The sequence below is a fragment of the Novipirellula methanifontis genome, assembly GCF_052161655.1.
GTDB lineage: Bacteria > Planctomycetota > Planctomycetia > Pirellulales > Pirellulaceae > Novipirellula.
The window spans coordinates 2,886,849-2,910,303 of sequence record NZ_CP197418.1; the positions used below are offsets into that span (position 1 = coordinate 2,886,849).

Consider the following 23,455-nt stretch of genomic DNA (forward strand, 5'->3'; position numbering starts at 1 on the left):
AAAACCTTTCGATGAAGCAGCTGCGTTAGTTGAGTTGACTCAGGCCGCTGCGGCACGCTGCACCGCTGCATCGACCGCGGCTCCGAGCGTCTGCATGGCCTCGTGTAGCTGCTCATCGGTGATCACCAGGGGTACCAGCGAGCGGACGCACGATCCATAGAGCCCGGCCCGAATCGTGATCAGGCCACGCTGGAATGCCTCTTCGACAATCAGCGGCGGCAGCACGGAATTGGGCTCCTTCGTCTCCCGATCCGTGACAAACTCCAGCGCACACATCGCCCCGATGCACCGCGCGTCGCCGATCACGTCGTGCTTCGTTTGCCAGCGACGGAAGTAGTCGAGGCAGACCGCGCCGATCTCAATAGCCCGGTCGGCCAAGTGATGTTCACGCAGATAGTCGATCGTCGCCACGGCGCTGGCACAGGCCACGGGGTTGCCGCCGTAAGTGGATCCCAGCCCGCCGACGTGTGGCTTGTCCATCAACTCAGCCTTGCCAGTGAGCGCCGCGATCGGCAGCCCCGATCCGATGCTCTTGGCCATGATCACCATGTCCACGTCCCACTCGGTGCCGCAGCCCGGCGTGTGTTCGATGGCAAACATTTTCCCGGTGCGACAGAAGCCGGTCTGTACCTCGTCACTGACTAGCAGGATGCCATGTTTGGCGGTGAGTTCGCGGAGAGCCCGAAGGTATTCAGGCGGCGCGGGAATGAAACCGCCCTCACCTTGCACCGGCTCGATAATGACTGCCGCCACACTGGTCGGATCAATCTGTGCCACGAACGCTTTCTTCAGATCGTTGATCCGAAGTTCGCAGAAATCCTCCGTGCTCATCCCAGCCGGCTTCTCGCGATACTCGTAGGGGAATGGCACTCGATAGACCTCGCTTGCAAACGGTCCGAAACCGCGTTTAAACAGCTCGTACTTGCTGGTCATGGTCATGCCCAGCAGGCTGCGTCCATGAAAGGCACCTTCAAAGACGATGATGCCCTGGCGGCCGGTGGCGTAGCGGGCAATCTTTACCGCGTTCTCGCCGGCCTCGACACCGGAGTTGCAGAGGAGCGTTTTTTTCGGACCGCGGATGGGCACGATTTCGTGCAGTTTTTCGTTCAGCTGCACCATCGATTCATACGTGCCTACGATGCTGCTTAAATGAATCAGCCGGTCAACTTGGCCATGGATCGCTGCGGTGACCTCGGGCGGGCAGTGCCCGGCATTCAGGGCGCCGATACCGCCAGCCAAGTCGATGAAAACGTTACCGTCCACGTCAGTCACTGTAGCGCCCGCGGCGCGGTCGGCGACGATCGGACAGGAACGGTACAAACCGCGCACGGTAGTCGCGTCGCGCCGCTCAAGGATCGCCTGAGCAAGTGGACCGGGCAGTGGGCCGTTGATCCGAATGGTCGAGTTTGCGGTATCGGTCTTGGACATAGCTGACGCTCAAAATCAGTAAGTTGTGGGTATTCCAGAGGGGCTGAACACGCTGAAGGTCTGCGGCGCGATTCGATCCGCATCGTTGTGGACGTCGCCTTGTCCCCAAACCGCATCCATTGCCGCGTCACGAGGTGAGATCACTACTGCGCCCCCGGTTTCGACATCATAACCCGGCTGCGGGCCGTGGCAGATGGAGCCCAAAGGATCGCTCTCATCGAAGCGGTTTAACAGTTGCCACAGGCCGAGACGCGAGCAATCCTTGGGATGTGCCTCGAGCCATTCTTCTGCCGTTCGCAGCCGGTTGCGCGTGCTGTAGGCCGGCGCGTCGCCACGGGGCGGCTCAATCGAGATCAGTTCGGAGTTCAGGCAGTGGTTGGTATGGGCAAGCGTCGACTCCAACGAACGCACAGCGAGACGGGTGGGCGAGCGTTCAACGCTGTAACCGGTACTTGCCGCATCCAGCAGCAGGTAGTGGTGTGCGCCAGCGACTGGTGCCTTTTTCAACAGGGCCAGTGCTTCGTCGGCGTTGCGGGCGCGAAGTAGGCGGCGAACCACACTGGTCCACATTACGCCCGGACGCCCGTCCGCAGTCACCATGTTGTTGATCCCGACCGCGAGACCATGTTCATTGACGCCGATCATGGCCGGGCAACCCGTCACAGTGAACACCACTGCGGCGGGCTGATCGGTCGACCGCAGGTCCAGCACGCGGATATACGGAGTGGCCGTGGGATGCATGTCCCAAGTTTGCGCCAGCAGCGGTCGCCCGTCCGCAGCCGCATTGGCGGCGACCAGCACGGCGGTGCATTGTCCCGGATCTTCGATGGGCCCCTGGCCCATAGCCCCACCCGCCGCGCCGCCGCGTAGGGCGTCGACAAAATCAGTAAAGCCGCCGGTCACTAGCAGATCGCGGGCTGGCACGTCTGCGGCCTGGGCGATGCCCTCAAGTTCGGCGGTGGTCAGGTCGTCGTAACGCCGTTGTTGTTCCCAACAGGCTTCGGCCAGTGCCTCGGGGTTAACCGCCTCGCTGCCTTCGCCGATCCAGAAACGGTCGTAACAAAGCCGCATACGCTCCTGAGTCAGCAATTGAATTTCGCTGCGAAATGCGGTGCCGTGGGCGACGCCCATCGCGGCGGCATCGCCGTCAATTTTCAGCATTTCGATGGAGGGCATGGGACAATGTTCCTGGTCAGGACGAGCCAACAGCTTAACGAGGCAATGGTAAAAGACGACGAAACATTAAGGCGCATCGATCGGTAGTAGCTACCGCCGCCTACGGTAGAACCATTGTCTCAATTGTTCCGCCAGCCCCACAGGCTCAGGGTGCGAAACAATTCCGACAATTGTTCTACATTGCAAATCCTCTGCGGTAATATATTCACTGAAGTACATGTCCACGGCAATAGCACCTCGAGGGTGCGGTGTGACGAAACTCTGAGTTTGATCGGCATGGCGATGCAAACGCTGATGGCTGGCCGCCGAAGGTCAGGGCTGTCAATCGTGTCCGATGATCGGTTTCGACATCGATGAAGTCGCCAAAACAATCTGTCGCAGGCGTTGTCAGTTCGATAAAATCCATCTCATGAAAACTGACAAAACGCTTATCTCGACGAGCAAATTCCTCAGCCTGGTTCTTAGGCACCAACCCGAAGTCGTCGGGATGAATCTAGACGATGAAGGTTGGCTAGACATCAATGATCTGATCAACAATGCAAACGCGCGTGGTAGGAAGTTGACACTGGAACTGCTTCATGAAGTCATCGCAACGAACGACAAGAAACGGTTCGCGTTAAGTGACGACGGCCTTCGCATTCGAGCGAGCCAGGGGCACTCGGTATCCGGAGTGGATCTGAAGCTTGAGGAAAAGACGCCACCCGATATTCTCTTTCACGGAACTGTTGCTGCGTTCATCGACAGCATTCAGGCAAATGGACTGCAAAAGCGATCCCGAAACCACGTTCATCTATCTGCCGATGAAGCGACCGCAACCAGAGTCGGTGCAAGACGTGGCAAGCCAATCATCCTTCGCGTCGCCGCTAAGGCCATGCATGATGACGGACACCAGTTCTACCTTTCGGCCAACGGCGTTTGGCTGGTAGCATGTGTCCCGCCTCAGTGGCTTCGTCTTCCGAAACCTTCCAATTGAATCGAACCACCAATCTGATGTCGTTCTTTCATTATGCGGCCGATCTCTCTTTGAGCCCGGCAGCCAAGTTATCTATCGAGTTGCTGATAAACTCTATCGCTTGAGGCCGCCAAAGAGCCAAGTTGTTCAGGCAGCAGTAAACACTGCTGCCGTTTTCCCCATTCAGAAGTAGACATTCCGCTGGTCCGTCTCGACCGCGTTGCACCAACAAGTCGGCCGAGTTCGTTACGGTTCCGGATCCATTTGGACCACCGACGCATGCTCTACTAGCAAGTCCTTGAATTCAATCAATGTCGGATCGTCGACAACTTCTTCCAACAGCGCGTCGTCGTACCACATATGTTCGCTGTCACCCTTGCCCGTTAGAAACGCAGCCCACTGCCAAGGATAGGGAGTGAAACCAATTTCACCGCTGTCGAACCAAATCTCGAACGTGCTGCTATCGGCATTTAACGGATGGATGGTGTGCGTGATTCCCACGTGATAATAGAAGACCCAAATGGGGCCCAGCCAGTTGACCCCAATTGCCTCTTTTTCCGGAAACGTGGTGGCAGGATCTCCCAGCACAACAAACCGCTGTGTCACTTCGGCCAACTTCACTCCGTCCGTACCGATATCAGCACATAACGATCTGAAGTCCTGGTCGCCTACCTTCGGAGAGCCAAAGGTCTGCAGTGACTGAACGGGGATTCCGTCTTCGTAGTGCAATCGCACGGCAGCGACCGTTGCTTTGGCAGCACCCAGGCTATGACCTGTCAAGAAAATCTTTTGCCCCGAGATGTGCGCGCTCAGTGCGTGGTCGAATACCCAGTCGTAAACGGCATCGGTACTGTCCCAGAACCCTTGGTGGATACGACATTCCTTCTCGTTCAATTTCAATTTCAACGGGACGTCCAGCAAATCGACCTCTTGATCGACGCCGGGGTTGGTGGTGCCTTCGCCGCTGGTACCTCGGAAAGCGATCACAGTAGCATCACCGATGTCAAATACCGCAACCTCACTACCCGAGTCATGATCCATTTTGACGTGGATGTTCCACGACTTGATCCCTTGTGGCTCAAATAACGCAATCATTTCATCGCGAAATCCTTCTTCGGTATCAGCCTTACCATAGACCCCCATACTCAACTGCGACAGCAAGTAGGAGTTCAACGTAGATGTACCGTCATCATCGGCGTAGAACAAATCGAAGGGTAAGATCTCGACTGTCTCCTCAGGCGATTCTTCGCTGTCGGTATTGCCAGTATGTAAACCTGCGGATGGTTTGGAGGTGTCTTCTACATATCTGGTTTCTCCGGTGCGAGGGTCGAAAATGACTCTCCCGGTAACCCGAATAAGATCGTTTACGGTCGCAGTGGAATCGATCTTTTGCGTGCTTTCTTTTGAACTTTCGAGGTCACGCCGTTCTTCAGCAGGCGCCGTCGGCGACAGGCTCGCCAGGCAAATCGTGAAAACAATAGGAAAAATGGCTCGTGTCATTGGTCAATCTCACTTTCTTAGGTAATTGGCAACAGGCTCCAAGTGGCTGTTGGCATAAGCGAAATTACCGAAGAAATGTGACACTCTTCGCGAGCGGAATCTTTCCCGACGTCCATCTGGGAAAAAAAGCTGCGAATCGGCGCCAAGTCGAACCAGCGGTCGTGACTCTGTCATTCGTTGTGCGGTGAAGACGGCAAGTTCGACACGCCAGAAGTCACGAAACCCTGGCCTAAAGAGCCAAACACTGGATGCATTGAGGCAAATAAACAGCGGGCACTCCGCAGCGGGCAGCATTTCGCCGGGAATAAACAGTGCGGAAGAGACCGATTAGAAGCAGTTCCGTTCACGCAACCTGCGTGGGACAGTTATCTTGCCTGTCATCGACAACCAAACTTGAAAGCTGGCGTCTGGAATCCCAATAGACGCCAGCTTTCGCGAGCTGGTGCGGCTCACCCACCACGTTTTTTCGATCAGAACCTTCGCCTCACTCAATCGAGGACTCCGCTTTTTCGCAGTGATGATTTTAGCATCGTGAGCGTCGGATAAGCCTTTACAAGCTTGATTGCGCAGTTGCGGGCGAGCTTGTCACCTGTCTCGCCTCCGATGGCTTCACGCAAATCGGCCAGGATCTCGGCGGCAGCTTTGTAGTTTTGGGTACCGCGTGCGGCAGCGAGCTTTTCCGCTTGGGCGAGCCAAGCCTTGGGGGACTCCTTGATTTTTGTCATTCGGGCTTGCCGTTCTTTCTCTGCCTTGGCCGCATCACGCACCGCTTTTGCACGAGCTTTCTTCTCCTGTTGTTCGTTCGCCTTTTCTCGGAGGACTTCGGTTGCTGCAAGCAAGTCATCCAATGAGCGACCTCGGTTTGTTATGGGCCAATCCGCTGGCGATCCCGCATCCCGGATCTCAGCCAGCAATTCCGCTTTGACTGATGCTGCGTCGTCCTTCAGGAACCGTCGCAGCAGTGCTCGCAATCGTGCCTCGCTGATCGATTGCGTCCAGACTTGGATGGGATCTTCTTCGTCTTTATCACGCTTGAATGCAGGCACACCATCGGCGGCGGCTTTCAACATCAATGGATCGAGTCCAAAAAACGGCATCAAGTCCACGCTGAGAGTGGGCATCTTGTCGAGACCATGAGGAACAGCAGGCTCGATCATTTCCGCCGGGTCACCCACCACACTACCGTCCCAATGATTGTTAGTCGGGATTCTGACCGATAACAATTAGTATTTAGTACAGCTCAAATCAAGGAAGATATATGTGCCCTGACGTGCTTGCGCCGCTTCAATGCCGCGAGCGATGATCAACGGTGCATGCAAAGAACTGGCCGATGCACTGGGCACTTACGGACATTTCGCCAACTTGTACAAAAGTCCGAAGCCAAACGTCGACACGACTGGCACATCGCCAGCAGCGTGACAGCACTTACCGCGGAGATCAATCGTGATCAAAAAAGTTGTTTAAAACTGCTCCATGCAGAACTTCATCCCCCAATAAAAAGGGGGTTTTGTAAATAAAATTGGGGATCGAACCCTGAAATTCTTGACCTCCTCACACCAACTTGCCATTTACCCAGATTCTTCGCGTTGCCACAGCCTCCCAGTGTTACTTCGTGAGCTAGAATTTTATCTGTTCCAGGAATGCGCAACAAATGAAGGCATCATCGAAGCATAGGCAACGGGCGTGAGTAATCAAAACACCATAGAAGAACTGCATAAAGTAAACCTCGCTGACTTTGCGAGGCACCTCGGGCTGACTGTGATCAAACGAGGGAAGAGCAGCTTTACAAGCTGTCTTTTTCACAAAGACCAGAAGCCTTCGATGTCCTTGTACGCGCTTGCGTCCGGCGAATGGCGGTACAAGTGTTTCTCGTGCGCGGCAAAGGGAGATATCTTCGATCTGGTTCAGAGGCACAATCAGGTCGATTTCCGCGAGGCTCTGGAACTGGTCGCTCAGTTCGCTGGCGTTTCACTCCCACGCACCGCCAAGGCAGTTCAATCCCGTACTGCAGAATCACTGGCATTGGCAACCTTTAGTGCCTGTACAACGTATGAAAAAACAGGATTGCGAACGTGGGCGAAACAACGCGGCTACAAAATTGCGACACTAAAACGATTCGACGTGAGCTACGCGCGAAATCAAAAGTTATCCTTTCAATTTGCGAATGATCGAGAAACGCTCGCTGCTTTTGATAAAGCGGGGTTTGTCGTTCGCGGCGGAGAACCCAAAACGCGACAACCGGAATTGGACCTGAACATTCCATATCGAGACGCGATGTTCGGAGATCGTATTATTTTCCCGGTGAAGGACATTCGGGGGCAGCCAAGAGGCTTTATCGGTCGAGCAGTCGGCCAGGATACACGGCAGCGATATCTTTTTACGCGGTCGTTCCAAAAGAGCAAGCATTTGTTCGGTGCAGATGTCCTGCGAAAGGCGATTGCGAGTAATTCGGACGATGGCGAGGAAGCCAAAAACGAACCGCTTGAATACGTCTATGTTGTTGAAGGGCCAACTGATGTGCTCAGACTTGCAGGACTCGGCCTCCACTCGGTCGCCGCGATGGGAAGTGATCTTTCTGAGACACAAGCTGAGCTCCTTTGCGAACTTGCTCGCGATGCATCGCTCCAAAATCGCTCGCTTGTCATACGAATCTTTTTCGATAGTGACGATGCAGGCATCGAGGGAACTCGGCGAGCCCTTGCACAATTGCTTCGGCAACTCATAAAGTCCGCCAGCTTCACGCTCGAAGTCGTCACTTCCAAAGGTAGCGATCATGGCTACACCGGAACAGATCCAGACAGTTGGCTAAAAGATGTTGCCAAACGGAACGCTTACAAACAAATCGGAGAACATGTTTTTTCGGTTGGTCAATTTCTTTTGTCGCGAAGCATTGGCTGCGACCCGAGTGATCTGGACTCCTATTGGCAACGCCTCTCAGCTTCCCAGAGATTCTCAGCAAGAAGGCGAGTTGAGTTGTTGCTTAAACGCAACGAATGGGAAAATGTTCTTGATACTCTTGGCGAGAATTTTTCCGTACGTCTGATTCAGTCGAAGGCAGCTCCCCCGCGCGAAGCAACTGGGAATCTTACCTCGATCGGTTTCTATCACGCCGGGGACATAGATCTGGTGCGGCTACGCAAGACGGCAACATTGGTGGAAAAAGCGAGCAACGCAACCTGCTTCATGCAATTCAAATAGCGCATTGCTTTTCTCAGCGTCGAGAATTTCCGGTCGATGCGAAAAGTTGGGATCGGTTGCTGGTGGGCGGTAATGTCATCGTTCCCTATTTCATTGAGTTGCTTGGAGAATCCAATTGCAAAATCGAACCCTTACTCGGCATGAATGTGCCCAAAGCGTCAGGCGGAAACCGCCTGAAAGCTATACCTTGCCCGGAACAACTTTCAATTCAACAGTACCTTCTCAATGAACTAATGGGCGGCGATGAGAATCGCTTGCCGCCCCGTTTCCGAGACTGTATTCCTGCTGTTCGTTACTCCGGCAGTGGTATTCACACGACGGGCCTTACCTCTGGGGTATCATCTACGGCGAGTTGTTTTTCCTACCAAGTGGATATGTCAATTGTTCACGGCGAAAAGACGCCTGGAAACGAAGGTTTTTTTCGCCCTTTCCCTGAATGTTGGTCGGCGTTTGTCGACTACCTAGCCAGTTCGGTACGCGAAAGCGAACAAGACTGGACAGATGATCGCCAGTACTTCGTCGCTCGCCTCGATGTTCGTGGATACTACGACTCGCTTTCTCGGGTTGCAATTGACCGCGTACTTTTGGAGCCATTGCAAAATGCTCTTGGGACGCTCACAAGTCCAACCGATTTTGCGCCATCGTTTCGACCAGATATAGAAGAGACAGCGACACGAGCACGGCAGTTCATTGACGAGATTTGTGACCAGAGTTTCGGCTACGAATATTTCGATCCGAGCACTGGCAGAAGCAAGTCCCGCAATAGCGGAGCGCCTCGCGGCATGCCGCAAGGCCCAAGCCTTTCCGCCTATCTCGGGACGATCGCATTGTTCCCTCTGGACGAAGCGGTTTCAGCATCAATTGAGTCTTTGAACCATGGTGCTTCTGCACCTTCGGTAACGTACGCTCGGTACGTTGACGACATGGTCGTGATCGCACGCTCAAAGAATGATCTCAATCGTATTCGCATGCTCATCGAGAAAGAGCTTGGGAAAATTGGTCTCGATTTAAGTCCGAAGATAGATCCTTTGCCTGCGATGAATGCAATCGAAGTGCAAAACTGGCTGACCGCGGATCGCGGACTCGTTGAAGTCTCCGGCTTCTCGCAAGCTCCCCCGGTGATCGCGCCCATACTCTCGGACGATGGATGCGTCGATCGCCGCACCGCACTGGTGCAATTACACGATCCAGAGCTTAGGAAACCTGGTACAAGCGTTCGGATGCTATCAGGTGTCGTCGAGAAGGTTCTAAAATGTGCTGAAGTTCGATTCGGTGATCATTGTCACGTCGCTGCGATCGTTTGGAGGATTTGTGCCAGTGAGCTAAATAAGCCTAGAGATGTTCGGAGCCAATTCGACATTGTTGACAAGTTCAAAGAGCTGTGGAGTGTTTCGGTTGAGTCTAGCGACGATAATAACGCGTCTTCTCAAGGCATGCTCAACGCAGCGATTCACGGTCTCGATAAGTTTCTGGGGAGCCGTAGTTTCAATTCAGAGACGCTCGATGATGACGAACAGCAGATAGCGTATGCATTTCGAGAAGTCATTGCCCGCTCCGTCAACGGTGGATTGGTTGAGCAACTCAGGACCGAATTGGATCAGGACTCAAACGCAAACGATTTCATTTTCACCGTCCACGAACTGAACTTAATCTCGCAATCGGTCACGATATCGCCTGTAAAAGATCCGAAGTATTTGATCGAACGAATACACAAATTGCGTTCTCGATTCCCAAATTCGCCAACGCTTACTCGCTATCTCATTTCGATTTCGGCGGTCGATCCGTTCGAGGAATTGATTGCCAAACTGACACACATGGTAAGAGGTGATGCGACACTTCATATTTTGTATCACGAAGCAATAGGACGACTATCGAACACGAAGCATGCCGATGGCGGTGATGTTCTCGGCTCGATGGAGTTGGCGATTAAGGATTGGATTGATGCCTCACCAAAGGATTGCCTTGCCAGCGTGTTGGGAAGTTGGCTTTCGACTGACGATGATGCTGATCCAAGGGTTACTGGTGAACTTGCAGTCGTTTCCCTCAGCGTGCTGCTTAACGTTACAGCGGCTGACTCCGCAAATCTGCTAAATCGGCGACGTCCGTTGGTCAATGAAGCGCTGAAATCGAAGACAAATGAGAGTGCAACATGGTTGCCGTGTCTTCCGATCGGTGGCCTTCGATACTTTGTCGGTTCGGCAAGCAGCAAGTTTCTTGCTGTCCCAATTACGACGGTTGCAAGCGAAGCGGAATTTACGGATGAATCAAATTTCGATTCAGCGGATCTCGCACCTCGCAACTTAAAATGGAAGACGAATGGAAAAACGAACCAATACTTTGAAGCGACCACCAAATCTTGGCGTCTACTCGAACCGGACCGAAAAGAAGATTTGTGGGAGAATGCAACCTTGGGGCGTTGGATTGCAGACTCATTCGAGAACCTGGTGGCAGTCGCTTCCGACAGCTTCGAGTGTCCCCCGCATTTATACAACTTGATTGCTAACGGCGAATCAGAAGACCCGCCGATTCAGGGTGTACTCGGGCACGCTGTCGAGGCGGAACAATTGTCAGGACAGAGTTTTGCCCGTTCTGCAATCAACGGATTGCTCGCGAAGCCGGTTCCTCTGAATGGCTCACGATACTGGCGGGCAGGAATCGCGATTACCGACTTTCTCGGATTGATGGATGAGGTGGCTTGCAACCCGCTCGTAAGCATTGTTCGCGTTTCGCCCCCATCTGATTCATTAGAGGAGCACTGGGAGCACCGATGGGCGTTTGAAAAACTAATTCGGTTTAGTCTGCAACGCCTTTGCGGAAAAACCGCATACGCTTCACTGGTTCAAGAGACAGAGACGATACCGCCTAGTCTTCAACGTGTCCTCAGTCGCCTCCGTTCATTTCCAGCCTTTCGCGAGGACGACGAACAGTTCGAGGAAATTGCGGCAGTTCTCACGACGGTTTTCGAAACACGGTTCGCTGCTAAGCGTTTCGACAGTATGCACGTTGACGACGATCCGAGTGTGCCTGGAGTACCAACCGATCTACTATCTAGCATAGCAAGAGGGGTCATCTATACCGATAGAAGGCTCTCGCAGCGACTGCCTGTCGGTCACAAGCCGCATTTTCGAGGACGTCGCAACGTTGCAGCTTGGATATGTTTTTCGGATCGTGTTGCTGAATTGAAGAAGCGGTTAGGCGAACCCGATGATGCTGTTGAGATTCCTCTTCAGGCACTTGCAAATGGTTTGGCCCTAACTGGCCTCGCCGATCTGCTTCGCTGCCTCACGCTCGAATTGGTTACCGCAGAGTCGGGTCTTCGAGAAGAGCTTGTCGGCCTCGATCCGAACAAAATCCTGCTCGCTCAGTGGGAACTCGATGACACCGCGTGTTTCGTTCGCAAGCGTCAAAAAGACAGAGAAGATGACGAATTGAAATCCGGTGTTGCCTCGTTGCTAATGAGCCTAAACGGAGGATTGCAAAACGAGAATCGCAACTATAGAGAGAACCTCGATCGGATTACTCCGCTCGGCTGGTGCGTCGCAGCAGGCGTCGTCTCAGGGACTCTTCGGTCAAATCTGAGGCTAAGTTTGTTGTCGGCGACACCTCTCGACGAGGAGGCGGTCTCACTGTTCCGTTCGCTTGCAAAGTTCTTGGCGGAACCTATGAGCCGAATGGAAAACAAAGATCTTCCGGACGAGTCAGATCCGTGGAAAGGTCTCGATTCGCTACTTAACGATAACTGCCACAAACAGTCACTGGATTTTGCAAAGCAGCTGGAAGCATATGGACGTCAGGTTGGTCTAGTCGTCAGCGAGCCACGCTGGTCAAGGCGTTTTTCGCTCGTTCCTTCCGAATACGGCGATGCCTCGGCTGAAGGAAGGCGGAGAACTTGGGAAGTCAATCTCGATGTCGAATCGTTTCAAATTGAGCCTTGGCGCATTGCGACGGCGTCTACAGCAAGTGATCACCAAGGATACAAGGCGGAATACCGCAGTTTCGATAAGGATCAATCTGAATCGTGTTGGACGGAGACACGTTTGAAGGGCAAGCTCATTTCCGTTCACATCGCACAACCAGGTATTGCTTCGCTCGCTGGTTTTGCGGTGCTGCCCGCCGAGAATGGGGACAAGAAACATAGGAGCGGAATTGATTCCGCAAGCGATGAGATTGGCGAAAATCAGGCTTCTCGACCTGTAGTCAATTCTCAGTCAGAACCGTCTACTGAATCAACTGCCTCGGATGCTTCAGAAACAACAAGGGTTTCAATTGATATTGTTCATTCTGACGTGCCCGTCGGTTGGGATGCGTTGACCAGAGCGAAAGAAAGCTCTTGGGAAAATCGTGCTAAGGTCGAGCGTACTCACTACAAGCGGATCGCCTTTGTTCAATTGCAGGTGGAGCCATATGGTTCTTATCAACACCCTGTCTATGAATGCTCTCAGGAAAAACTCAATGAGTTTTCAGGGGGTCGTTGGAGTATTGGAAAGCATCCGGATCGCATTGACGTGATCAGCCCGGTTGAGCGAAGAAGGCGACGACTGCTGACAGAGGTGCTTCGGGCATGCGAATTGTTCAAAGTTGACTTTCTAGTTTTGCCGGAATACTCAACGCGCCCAGAAACTGTAAACTGGATTCAGCGACAGCTCAATTACCGTAATATGGAAACACTGGTTTGGGCGGGAACTTTTCGGCTTCCGCCCTACTATGATGTCGAAAATTTTCCTTGGTTGCAGGGTGGCAGAGACTGGGCATCGATACTTCCAATCGTCGGAGGGTCAAGTCATCCGGGTATCGACGGAACTTCTGGGATAGTAACGCGGCACAAGAAGTACCCATCTGTTGCGTACAACGAAATCTTCGATCCGTCAAGCAGCATCCTGAGTGCGATTTCTCATGAGAGCACTCGCATTACAGAATTGATTTGCTCCGAGATATTTCTCGCCATGTCCCCTACGAATCTTCTTGCACTTTGGAAATCGTTTGATGCTCTTTTTCAAAGATTCGGTCGAAACGAGGTGCTGGAAGATAGTGAGGAACTTTACGTCATGAAGGATGTCGTTTCTTTCTCCCGTGAGACGTCATTATGTTTTGACGAGGGTCGCATAGGCGAGGCTGCGAAGCGCCGTAGAAGTATTCTTTTTGTGCCATCTATGACACCTCGCACGGTTGACTACGCGATTCTTGGGCAAGCGAACCATCTCGCCTCCGGAATGATGACCGTCTTTTGCAACGACTCGGGTTGCCATTCACACGGGCAAAGCTGCTTTATCGGAGAAGATGGCTGGGACAATGAAAAGATAAAGGAAGTTCGCGGCATTCCTGGTGCCGGACCGTACCATGGCTTGACGCCCGGGTTTTTCCATCAGTTTCAGGCCGACCGTGGGTGGTTGGGCACGAATGAACAAGCGATGGTAATCGCGGACGTTGACCCGACTCATCAGTTCGGCGGAAAGCCACGTCCACAAAATTTGCTTCCTCCTCTCGAGATGGTCGCTCACTTGCCAATTCTCGAAGTCGGCGGTCGGAAAGCTCAGGCTGACAAAAATGTAGTTTACGGGCGTCTGTCCGACCTTCCAGCTCCGGATTTAGCTCAACTCGTTCGGATACTCCCTTGGTTGGACGGACTCAATTGGGGGAATCAAAAAGCGTCGGATATGGCTTCACGAAAGTTTGTGGTCGATCGAGTGCTTCAAGGAATTTCTAGAATTATTTCCAGGCCTCCCAATCCGGTGAACACGATTGGCGATGACCAGAATTTCATTCTCGCACGTGCATTATTGTCGTTGGCTTATAGCGTTCCAGAGAACTCAAGTTGGCTTAAACGTAGGGCGGAGGCTTACAAGACGCAGCACGCATCAAATCCTGTGCCGTATCCGCCGCCTGTCGCGACGGATTGGCTATATGTTGACCTAGACGAAGAGCGTGCAGATGATGACGAATGCGAACTGCAAGTCCCACGCGTCGAAATTGAACCAGGTCAAAAACTAAGCGACTGAAAGGCTAAGACGACGAGCTTCTTCCCCAGAGACCTGGCATGACTTTGCTATCGTTTGAACAGCTAGCGTTCAATTGCGTTGGTGATGTGTTGGAACTCTATGAGTTGAACTGGCTGTGCAACGCGGTTATCGAGGAAATGAAGCGTTCTTCCACGCAGGAGTCGCTAGGATGACGGCTCCGAAGATTCTTGGGACTTGGTTGGCAGAAAATCCGTGTCAGCGTGATGTTCTCGACAGACTTGCCGCCAGCGATGTGCTGTGGGAGCGACGAGTGGCAGTGCTTGCGACGTTTGCGTTAATTCAAAACGAGGAGTTCAGTGAAATCATCAACCAGGTTGATCGCTTTAACTATTAGTGAGGACGCTGTTGGTCACCCGAACATCTCTGGATCCGTTCAGACGCGAGAACGTGTAGGATAGGCTGAAGGCACGAAGTTTTTGAAGCTTCAATTTCCTCATGTGCAAGAGCGTCTTATGCCAGATCTGCCGAATGGTCCCAAAGGAAAATTTCGATCGACCCTCGCTGTCGTACGCAATCCGCGGGAATTCTTTGTGAGGTCGGTATCTTCATACGGCGATCCCTTTCTGCTTTCCGCGATGAATGGCCCGGTCGTTGTGACTGGCAAACCGGAGTACGTCGAACAAGTGTTCCGAGCGCCCCCGGACACATTTCGTGTTTTTGCGCGTGAAGCGATGCTTCCCTTGCTCGGTGCGGGTTCGTTGCTGATGATGGAAGGATCGCAACATCGAGCCGAACGGAAACGCGTCGCGCCGCCATTTCACGGTAGTTGCATGAAAGCGTATGGAAGGGCGATGCAGTCCACGGCTCAAACGGCAATCAATCGGAGGGAAGAGGGGGAGACGTTCACGGGGGTGCAAATCGGAACCGAGATTTCGCTCGATGTGATTTTGCAAACCATTCTTGGTGCCGACACGGGGCCATTGCTGGCGGAGTTTCGCAAGTTGACGCGAGAAGTGCTGTCGCGATCGTGGCCCATTCTGTTCTTTTCCCCCAAGACACAATTTCGATTCTTTGGGTTCAGCCCGATCGATCGCTTGAAGCATGCTCAACAGAAGCTCCGAGACCAACTGCGGATCGAGCTCGACCGCCGGGGTGATCAGATCAACGAACGCGACGACATTCTGTCGATCCTTGCCAGACCCACCGAGGAATCGCCAGCCCCCGACTTTGAAGATCTGGCCGATTCGGTTGGAACGCTGATGTTCGCTGGCCACGAAACAACGTCCGTTTCCATTGCTTGGGCACTTTATCATCTGCATCGCCATCCCGTCTGGCTGCATCGCTTGCGAGACGAACTCGATGCCAGTGATCAGCAACCGGACACCTATGCAACGATGCCGCTTTTAAAAGCCGTCGTGCAGGAAACGCTACGCCTGAATCCAATTGTGACCGAGGTGCTGCGGGTCGTTCAATCGCCTTTTCAGTTGGGTGCGTATGACATTCCGATCGGACACGCTGTCGCAGCAGCGAGTTGCCTGACTCACTACGACCCCGACATCTACGAAGCCCCCAACGACTTTAATCCCGAGCGTTTTCTGGATCAAACCTATACGCCATCGCAGTACTATCCGTTCGGCGGTGGTACTCGTCGCTGCGTCGGAGCCGCATTCGCAAGCTACGAATTGGCGATTGTGCTGGGAACCATTTTGCAATCGCACGAATTGGATTTATTGGATCAAAAAGAAGTCGTGCCAGTCCGACGGAACATCACAATGGGGCCCTCAACGGGCGTCCGACTTCGGGTTCGATCACGAAGGTAGCACCGCAGAGAGCGAAATGGGCTGCAGTAAGTCAGTAAGTTATTCGTGTCACCTTCACAATTGCCATCCGACGACAACTTCGGAGCCCGAACTCGTTGACGCGTTGCGTATCCAATAGGCCTCCGATTTCTGAAAAACGCTTACCGTTTCTTCTTTTTCTTACCCAGCAACTTCTTGCGTTGCTTGCGACTCATTCCAGTTACCGAGCTCACCGAGGGAAGTGGTGTTTGCATTGGTGCACGCGTGGGAGGTTGCAGCGTTTGCGGACTGTCCGTCCGCTGTTGATTTTGTTTGGTGATGCCCGAGTTGTACGCCACCATGAAATCGTTCAGTCCCTCTTGCGTCGTCATGTCAAACCCTGCCGCATTACCTGCCATGACCATTGACTTGGCAAGTCCAAAGTTGGACGAGTCTGTCATGGCATCGCGGAATTGACCCTTCAACTTTTCTAGCCGCGCGGCAATCTTGCCTGCGAGTTTAACATCGTAAACACGATCGACAAACCGCCAGAACGCAGCTAACTGGACGATCATACCGTTGCACTGTTTCGCTTCCAAGCTGACTTTTCGAGGAAACACCTCCAGCATCAACTCTTCTACATCAGCTAGGCTCATCGACTCTACGGTCACTTCCAGATAGTTAAGTGCCATTTCGAGAAACTGATAAACCGTCCACGGTTCCTCGTCATTCTCCAGAACCGATTTCCCCTCAACGGAACTTGCAAACGCACGGGTTGCATTTTGCAGATAAGTCTCGGCGTTCTTCTCATGTAACTCGCCGCTGAAGAACAGTGGTTTCTTGGAAAAGCATCCAATGCCAACGGCAGTCCCAAGGTCGCCCATGGAATGATGTGGTTCTTCAGGCATCGGCAATCCCAGCCCTTCGACTTGCAGTTCACGTCGAACGACTTCCCAATCTCCCATGTATCCCACGTCGATACGGTTGGCGGCGAAAGCCCGCTCGATTGCCTCAGCAGCACTTTCCAAATGCCACTGAACCGCCAATCGCATCAGCAAGGTGTTTACTTTAATGGGAAGTTCGTTTGCGCTAGCCAGGCCACGCAACACATGCGGCTGAGCCAGATCGGCGACATCACTGTGGCGTTCACCAAGACGCTCGACGGAATCGATCAGCGTCGACTTCCCACATTCCTCAGCCGAAACATCAATTACCGAGTCGAGAAGTAAGCATGCCGCTGACGACGAATAATAAGCCAAGGCATCCGGAATATCATCCATCCAAAACTCATTCATCGAGTCATCGCCGATATACGACTGGACAAAACGAACGATCGCGGGGATCGCATTGAGCGAGTCGTTTTTGGCGAGCAGTTCGATCGCACCGACTCCTAATTCCAAACTGTCATTTTCGCCAAATGTTTCTTCGTACTTGTCGTCATCGAGCAGGCTCGGATTATTGAACACCAAGGCAAGCACGTGTAACAACTCCGTCAAATCAGCCAGCTCGTCGGTCGAGAGGACACTCTGACCACGTTCAACAAGCTTCACTGCACGTCGAGCAGGTCCAAGATTCGGTAATTGGGCGGATGTCATGTCAAACTCCATTGGTTGGCCTCGGATTTGTTCCTTTGCGATCGCAATCGCGTACATTCTATGTCAACGATTCCAGTCTCGCGAGAGCACTCTGGCATGGCATGCAGCAACTTAGCAAATCGACTGACCGCCCCGTACTTGCCGTTAACTCCGTGGTCGGCCAAGAACTCTCGATGGATGCAAAAACACAGTGTTTCTAGCGTTTTTAGTTTCACCCGTTAAGTGAAGAATCCATTCCCCGTCTCTACAGGGTGTTGGCGGGGTGGGTGTTGGCGGGGTGCCAGTCACTTTCTCACGAAATGAACGGATCCAAAGCGATTTTGACAGCCGCTTAATCCCGACGAAGCAGACAACTCGCGGGGCATATGGCGACTCACGGGGCAGTGGTGAAGGTTTTGCAATTGAAGATTCGAATGAGTCGACCTGAACCGATCAACAAAGCTTTTTGACCACACAGGGTCATCCGACCAGAACGTCGATATTTCTTAGACTTCCCTTCATCACCCGTTGGTAACAGTGTTCGTCAGGGTCAATCAACTCGCCGAGCTTTTCTTTATCCAGAAACATGCCAGCAGGTTGGGTCGACTCTGTCCAATTGCGTGCATGACGTGCATCAACGTCACTCAGCTGGCAATACAGTTCGTGATCGAAATCGGCTTCACGATGAACCTTTCCGTCGTGAATATGAACCGTCGGAAAGAAGAGTCGCCAACCGATGGCCGATGCAAACTTGAACGCCATTGGATGGACTTTGTGATCTCCCTTCTTCAGTTTAAATACGGCGAATCCGTAAGACTTGTATTTGGGTATCGCATCCCAAGTCTCGGCGTCCAACTTGAACCGTGCGTCGAGTCGGTCAAAGTCACCAATGGTGGGTACGAACGACGCCTCGAACGAGCCAACGTCAACAACTTTAAGAGGTAATTCGGAGTCAATTGCTAACGCCCCGAACCCGCCCGCCTTGCCACTCGGTGCTGGCTTTGGAAACCCCGCGTGCATGTCATCGAAGAATTTTGGATACTGTTCCAGATTGATGAACTCCACCGCGTCTTCACCTAAATTTTCTCTCGACGGTAGCGGCAAGATCATTGCCAAGTCCTCCGTCGCTTCAAAACTCATGCTGTAGACAATGAATTGCCAGCCTTTGCCTGCAGCACGTGCAAAAATGCGGGTATCGGCAACAGATTCCACCGGGCGAGAAAAGCAGCACATTTGATTTTCCTTTCATGAAGATTCAGCGAGTAATTTATTCTATCGTAAAGTGATCAGCACAGTGTCATTCCTTGGTGGCTGTTACTGCCACACGCAGTCTCGTGTGCGATCAAACGGCGAGCTGGTTAGGGTCCGTTTCGCGAACTGGCAAAACATGGTCCGATTTTTGTGGCGAGAAATGCTTCGGTTTCGTTTACTGTAGAGGTTCTTTGTATGCCGGAGTACAATCGTACATAATACCTGAATAAAACGTTTGATTTACGCGATCGATCCCATGAGCAATTCCGACGCAAAGCAATTTGGATTTGAGACGACGCAATGGAGCTTAGTGCTCGCTGCGGGTGAACAAGTCGGGTTGTCACAAAGTGAATTGCTAAGTGAGCTGTGCCAACGCTATTGGCGTCCGCTGTATGGATTTGCTCGACGTAGCGGTCGATCCGTGCAAGCTGCTGAAGATTCGGTTCAAGCGTTTTTTGTGCATCTGCTTTCGGGAGATGCGTTGGCTATGGCCGACCGAGATCGCGGCCGCTTTCGCACGTTCTTGCTTTCTTCGTTGCAAAATTTCATGCGAAACGAACATGCCCGTTCCAATACAATTCGGCGTGGTGGCGGGCAGCGTCTATTGAGTTTGGATGTCCGCGATGCGGAAGGCACTCTTGTATCAGAGCCAGCCACCGCAGCAACTCCCGAAGATGAGTTTGAACGGCGGTGGGCATTGACCGTACTGGACGAGGCCTTGAATTCGCTTGCAATCAAGTACTCGTCGCGAGGCAAATCCGAGATCTTTGACACGCTGGCGAGTTATCTGAGCTTGGAAGGGGCTGAAACCAAGTATCAGGACACCGCTTCGCAATTGGGCATGACGCCAGGGGCTGTTAAAGTTGCCGTGCACCGTCTGAGACGAGAGTATCGAGATCAGTTGCGTCAAGTGGTTGCGGAAACGGTGCAGGATAAAAACGACGTTGCCAATGAGTTGGAAACGCTGCTGCGAGCGCTCAGTAAGTAGGTTGGACGCCGCACTGATCAAAATCTCAGAATTTCTGTAACCATGGCAACTTTTTCTGTTATCGACTCCTAAGCAGACTGTTGATTTAATCGAAATGCAAATCGCAGTGGTGAGCCGTGGGCCGTAAGGCACCGGGTAATGCGTGGGATAAGCCGCTCACGCGCGAGCGGCTCACTAAGTCAACAGCCGCCTAGTTCGACTGTCCCATTTTGTGAGCCGAACGCGCTAGCGTCGGGCTGACGCTCGGTAAAACGTTGGCAAAATAAGGCCCGCGGCTAGCGCCGTCGGCTCACGAATACGCTGAAATCGAAAAAATGGGACAGTCGAACTAGCCCGATGATTCAACTAGGAGTCCGACAATGATTGACAGTGACAAAAACGGCGAACAATGCCAACGCTGCGGTGAAAAGCTTGCTCGAGCCGCTGGCAAAATCGTTTGCCCAAATTGCCTAATGCGTCTGGCGATTCATCCTTCGCCATCGGAAATCGCTACTGGCCCAATGGACGTGACGCAATCGGTCGTGCTGAGCGGCGGGGAAACCAACGACAGCGATTTTCCTGACCTAACGCCCGGCCAGATGTTTGGCGACTATCGAATTACTGGACGACTTGGCCATGGCGGAATGGGAGTCGTCTACGAAGCCGATCACACGCCGACGGCTCGCCGAGTTGCGTTGAAAGTGATGGGACATTCGCTGGATGATCGTGATTCGAGGGCGAGGTTTCTTCGCGAGGGACGATTGGCCGCGTCGATCAACCATCCCAACAGCGTCTACGTCTATGGCACGGAAGAGATCGAAGGCCGACCGACGATCTGCATGGAGTTGGTGCGAGGCGGAACACTCGGGCAATGGGTCAAGGCCAACGGTCGGCTCAGCCCGAAAGCGGCCGTTGACGCGATCCTGCAAATCATCGACGGCATGGAAGCGGCCTACAATGCCGGCGTGTTGCATCGCGACATCAAACCGAACAACTGCTTTGTCGATGCAGAAGGTCACGTCAAGATTGGCGACTTTGGATTGTCAATCACCGCCGTAGGCCGCGATCTACCCGCGGGAGCAGAACTGGCTCGGACACAGACCGAGATCACACAAGTCGGAACGTTCTTGGGGACGCCGGCATACGCGTCGCCGGAACAACTGCGAGGCGAACCGTTGGATCACCGCAGCGATATATATTCGATTGGGATCACGTTGTATTACCTGGTCGTCGGACAGGTTCCGTTCGTCGCCGACAACATGGTGCAATTGCTTGCTCGCGTCCTGGACAACACGGCACCCTCGTTGAAGGATGCCGCGATGGATGCTCCGCCAGAACTGGAGCGCATCATCACCAAATGCCTGAAGAAGGCACCGGGCGACCGCTTTGCGAGCTACGGCGAATTACGTGACGCACTGATTCCGCTCAGTTCACGAGTCCCCACGCCAGCTACGTTGGGCAGCCGTTTCCTAGCAGCGGCGATCGACTATTGTCTGCTGTCGATCGCAATCAGTCCCATCAGCATTTGGTTGTTTGCAAGTCGGACGTCGATAAGCCCTGGAGACCCGCTACCGGGCTTTAGCTCCGTGATTGCCTCCGTCGCCGGCGTGTCAATGCAGTTTCTGTACTTCGCACTTTGTGAATGGCGTTACGGCAAAACCCTTGGCAAACGAATGCTGAGGCTGCAGGTAATCCAAGGCGACAGTCGACCGTCGTTCGTCGCGGCAGTGATGCGTTCGCTGCTTTTCATTATGCCGCCAGTCTTGCCGAGTATCGTTGCAGGCTTCCTGCTTGGTGACCAGCAATTTCGCGACGTCACATCGCTCGGCATGGCTTTGCTAATGATGCTTCTTGGCTGGTCGCGTTTGCTGATTTCAGTCTCGATGTTTTTAACGGTTCGTGCTAGCAACGGTAACGCCGCAGTCCACGACCTTGTTTCGGGCACGCGGGTCGTGGAAAGCATGAGCGTCGCTTCACGGAATCCGCGTGTGGATGCTCATGAGGCGTTCGATGCCAAGTCGGGCACCGAGATGATCGGTCCTTATCACGTTCTTCGACAGTTCGGAAGCACCGATCAGGGCGAATTGCTGCTTGGCTACGATGCCACCTTACTTCGCCGCGTTTGGTTGTACATTCGTTCATCCAACGCATCGCCACTAACGACGGCTCAACGAAACGCGACGAGGACCAGCCGCTTGCGCTGGCTAGGCGGACAAGTCGATCCGCAGAAAAGGTGGGATGCGTACGAAGCACTTTCAGGCTGGCCGGTTGCTTGCGACGAAGCGAAAACGCTCGATTGGCACGTTGCGAAAGAAGTGCTTGGACAATTGGCCGATGAGTTGTCTGCCGGTTCGCGAGCGGCAGATTTACCCGAGAAACTTTCGATCCAACATGTGTGGGTAACCGAGGGCGGTCAGCTGAAATTATTACCGTTCGGTGTGCTCTGTGAGCCACGCGGCGACGCAAAATTCAACCATGCACCTACGATTGGAACGGGAACGGAACAGACCGAGATTGCGGGTCGCCTTCGTGTTCTACGTGACGTCGGCCTTTTGTTAGCCGATCGCTATCGCACCACCAACAAAGGTGTACATGCGATGTCGCTGTCCGATGCAAAGTTGGTCGAGGATCTGCAACACACCCCATCACTGGAATCGGCGAAAGAGCTGGCCGATACTTTGCGAATGAAGCGTTCGGTTCGCGTTCCTTACCGAGTCGCTGGCATGGTCGCAGCCACGCTGATGCTGCCGATGTTTACGATTCTTTCGAGTATGATGATGACGCTTGTGTACCAGCAGCAGGAAGCATCAATGCCCGAGGCACGCGAACTAGCTGGGATACTGTCTCTGATCGACGAAGAGTTCCATTCAGGTCGGCGCGACAATACGTTACGAGTCAATGCATTGAAGACTTACGCGAGAGCCAACTATAGCGAAACCATGGATGATGATCAGGTCATGTTTTCCGTTTATGGACAAACCATGCGTGAAACATACCGTCGAACGCTAAACGAGATTTCCGCATTGCCCGATCCAAGCGAATCAGAGGCCGATGCGGCAGCGGCCCTGGTTGCTGAAATCCGAAAATCGCATGGCGAACTTCCTCGTCTGGAAAACAGCTTCACTGGACTCCATGGCGGTCTCTTTTGGGCAACGCTTTGTTGGATCCAGATGGTTTGGTTACCAAGTCTTGTGACCGGGCTATTGTTTAGGGGCGGCGTGATCGTGCGACTGTTCGGGTTGACCTTTGTCAACCGCCGTGGCAAGCGAGCCTCAGGCCTGCGAGTGTTCATCCGGATGCTTGCGACAGGAATCGTACCCGTCTGTGTGTTGATTCTGTTGTGGACGCTATCGGGTCGGAGTTCCGGTGATTGGCCGATCGAAACACTTCAACGATTCTCGGCCGCGAGCGTCGTCGTCATTGCTTGCCTCGCGGTCGTCATCTATCGAAGCCGCCGCCGATTGTTCAGTGACCGCTTCGCCGGCACCTACCTTGTTGCACGCTAATTCTCGGTGGCTTAGTACCGTCGGATGTTTAAGTGGCAGTCGATGTTACGTAGCTACCGTCACCAGACGGTGGATCCACGCTCTGGCGAGCGTAGCTAGTGTCTGTCATAAAACCTCGAGGCGGCGTAATTTTACAGCTTGAGAGGGCGAAACGTTAGTGTGAAGATT

13 protein-coding genes and 1 pseudogene are annotated in these 23,455 nt (G+C 53.2%); 8 read left to right on the top strand and 6 right to left on the bottom strand.

From position 1 onward, the window contains the following. Positions 1 to 39: 39 nt before the first annotated feature. Positions 40 to 1,428: an aspartate aminotransferase family protein gene (locus SH528x_RS10110; protein ID WP_442510404.1), complete on the bottom strand. Its 1,389-nt coding sequence runs from the start codon at positions 1,426 to 1,428 to the stop codon at positions 40 to 42. Positions 1,429 to 1,443: 15 nt separating this feature from the next. Beyond that, positions 1,444 to 2,604 (bottom strand): C45 family autoproteolytic acyltransferase/hydolase, encoded by a 1,161-nt coding sequence (locus SH528x_RS10115; protein ID WP_442510405.1) that lies wholly within the window; start codon positions 2,602 to 2,604, stop codon positions 1,444 to 1,446. A gap of 409 nt (positions 2,605 to 3,013) precedes the next feature. Here SH528x_RS10115 and SH528x_RS10120 point away from each other — a divergent pair, with 409 nt between their 5' ends. Beyond that, a complete protein-coding gene (locus SH528x_RS10120; protein WP_442510406.1) occupies positions 3,014 to 3,577 on the top strand; it encodes an RNA 2'-phosphotransferase in 564 nt (187 codons plus the stop codon). A 225-nt stretch (positions 3,578 to 3,802) separates the two neighbouring features. Here the strand turns inward: SH528x_RS10120 and SH528x_RS10125 are convergent, their stop codons facing one another. Further along, complete coding sequence (locus SH528x_RS10125; RefSeq protein ID WP_442510407.1) at positions 3,803 to 5,056, bottom strand: lipase family protein; 1,254 nt, start codon at positions 5,054 to 5,056, stop codon at positions 3,803 to 3,805. A gap of 488 nt (positions 5,057 to 5,544) precedes the next feature. Further along, positions 5,545 to 6,177 (bottom strand): hypothetical protein, encoded by a 633-nt coding sequence (locus tag SH528x_RS10130; RefSeq protein ID WP_442510408.1) that lies wholly within the window; start codon positions 6,175 to 6,177, stop codon positions 5,545 to 5,547. Between the two features lie 562 nt (positions 6,178 to 6,739). Here SH528x_RS10130 and SH528x_RS10135 point away from each other — a divergent pair. The 5 genes and pseudogenes from SH528x_RS10135 to SH528x_RS10155 all read left to right on the top strand — a co-directional run bounded on the left by SH528x_RS10135 (position 6,740) and on the right by SH528x_RS10155 (position 16,031). Continuing rightward, positions 6,740 to 8,254 (top strand): CHC2 zinc finger domain-containing protein, encoded by a 1,515-nt coding sequence (locus SH528x_RS10135; RefSeq protein WP_442510409.1) that lies wholly within the window; start codon positions 6,740 to 6,742, stop codon positions 8,252 to 8,254. Positions 8,255 to 8,628: 374 nt separating this feature from the next. After that, positions 8,629 to 9,261, top strand: a pseudogene (locus SH528x_RS10140) (RNA-directed DNA polymerase); the annotation flags it as partial. Between the two features lie 1,674 nt (positions 9,262 to 10,935). Beyond that, positions 10,936 to 14,250 (top strand): hypothetical protein, encoded by a 3,315-nt coding sequence (locus SH528x_RS10145; protein ID WP_442512252.1) that lies wholly within the window; start codon positions 10,936 to 10,938, stop codon positions 14,248 to 14,250. A gap of 169 nt (positions 14,251 to 14,419) precedes the next feature. Beyond that, positions 14,420 to 14,605: a DNA alkylation repair protein gene (locus tag SH528x_RS10150; protein WP_442510410.1), complete on the top strand. Its 186-nt coding sequence runs from the start codon at positions 14,420 to 14,422 to the stop codon at positions 14,603 to 14,605. A 118-nt stretch (positions 14,606 to 14,723) separates the two neighbouring features. Further along, the gene (locus SH528x_RS10155) at positions 14,724 to 16,031 is read left to right on the top strand and encodes a cytochrome P450 (RefSeq protein ID WP_442510411.1); all 1,308 of its coding nucleotides are present in this window, start codon (positions 14,724 to 14,726) and stop codon (positions 16,029 to 16,031) included. 140 nt (positions 16,032 to 16,171) lie between these two features. Here the strand turns inward: SH528x_RS10155 and SH528x_RS10160 are convergent, their stop codons facing one another. Together SH528x_RS10160 and SH528x_RS10165 are read right to left on the bottom strand one after the other, a co-directional pair. Then, the gene (locus tag SH528x_RS10160) at positions 16,172 to 17,584 is read right to left on the bottom strand and encodes a hypothetical protein (RefSeq protein ID WP_442510412.1); all 1,413 of its coding nucleotides are present in this window, start codon (positions 17,582 to 17,584) and stop codon (positions 16,172 to 16,174) included. Positions 17,585 to 18,043: 459 nt separating this feature from the next. Then, the gene (locus SH528x_RS10165; protein ID WP_442510413.1) at positions 18,044 to 18,796 is read right to left on the bottom strand and encodes a hypothetical protein; all 753 of its coding nucleotides are present in this window, start codon (positions 18,794 to 18,796) and stop codon (positions 18,044 to 18,046) included. Between the two features lie 274 nt (positions 18,797 to 19,070). On the opposite strand from SH528x_RS10165, the gene SH528x_RS10170 reads away from it, so the two are divergent. Further along, on the top strand, positions 19,071 to 19,802 hold the full coding sequence (locus SH528x_RS10170; protein ID WP_442510414.1) for an RNA polymerase sigma factor: 732 nt from the start codon (positions 19,071 to 19,073) through the stop codon (positions 19,800 to 19,802). 359 nt (positions 19,803 to 20,161) lie between these two features. After that, complete coding sequence (locus SH528x_RS10175; RefSeq protein ID WP_442510415.1) at positions 20,162 to 23,287, top strand: protein kinase domain-containing protein; 3,126 nt, start codon at positions 20,162 to 20,164, stop codon at positions 23,285 to 23,287. Positions 23,288 to 23,455 lie beyond the last annotated feature (168 nt).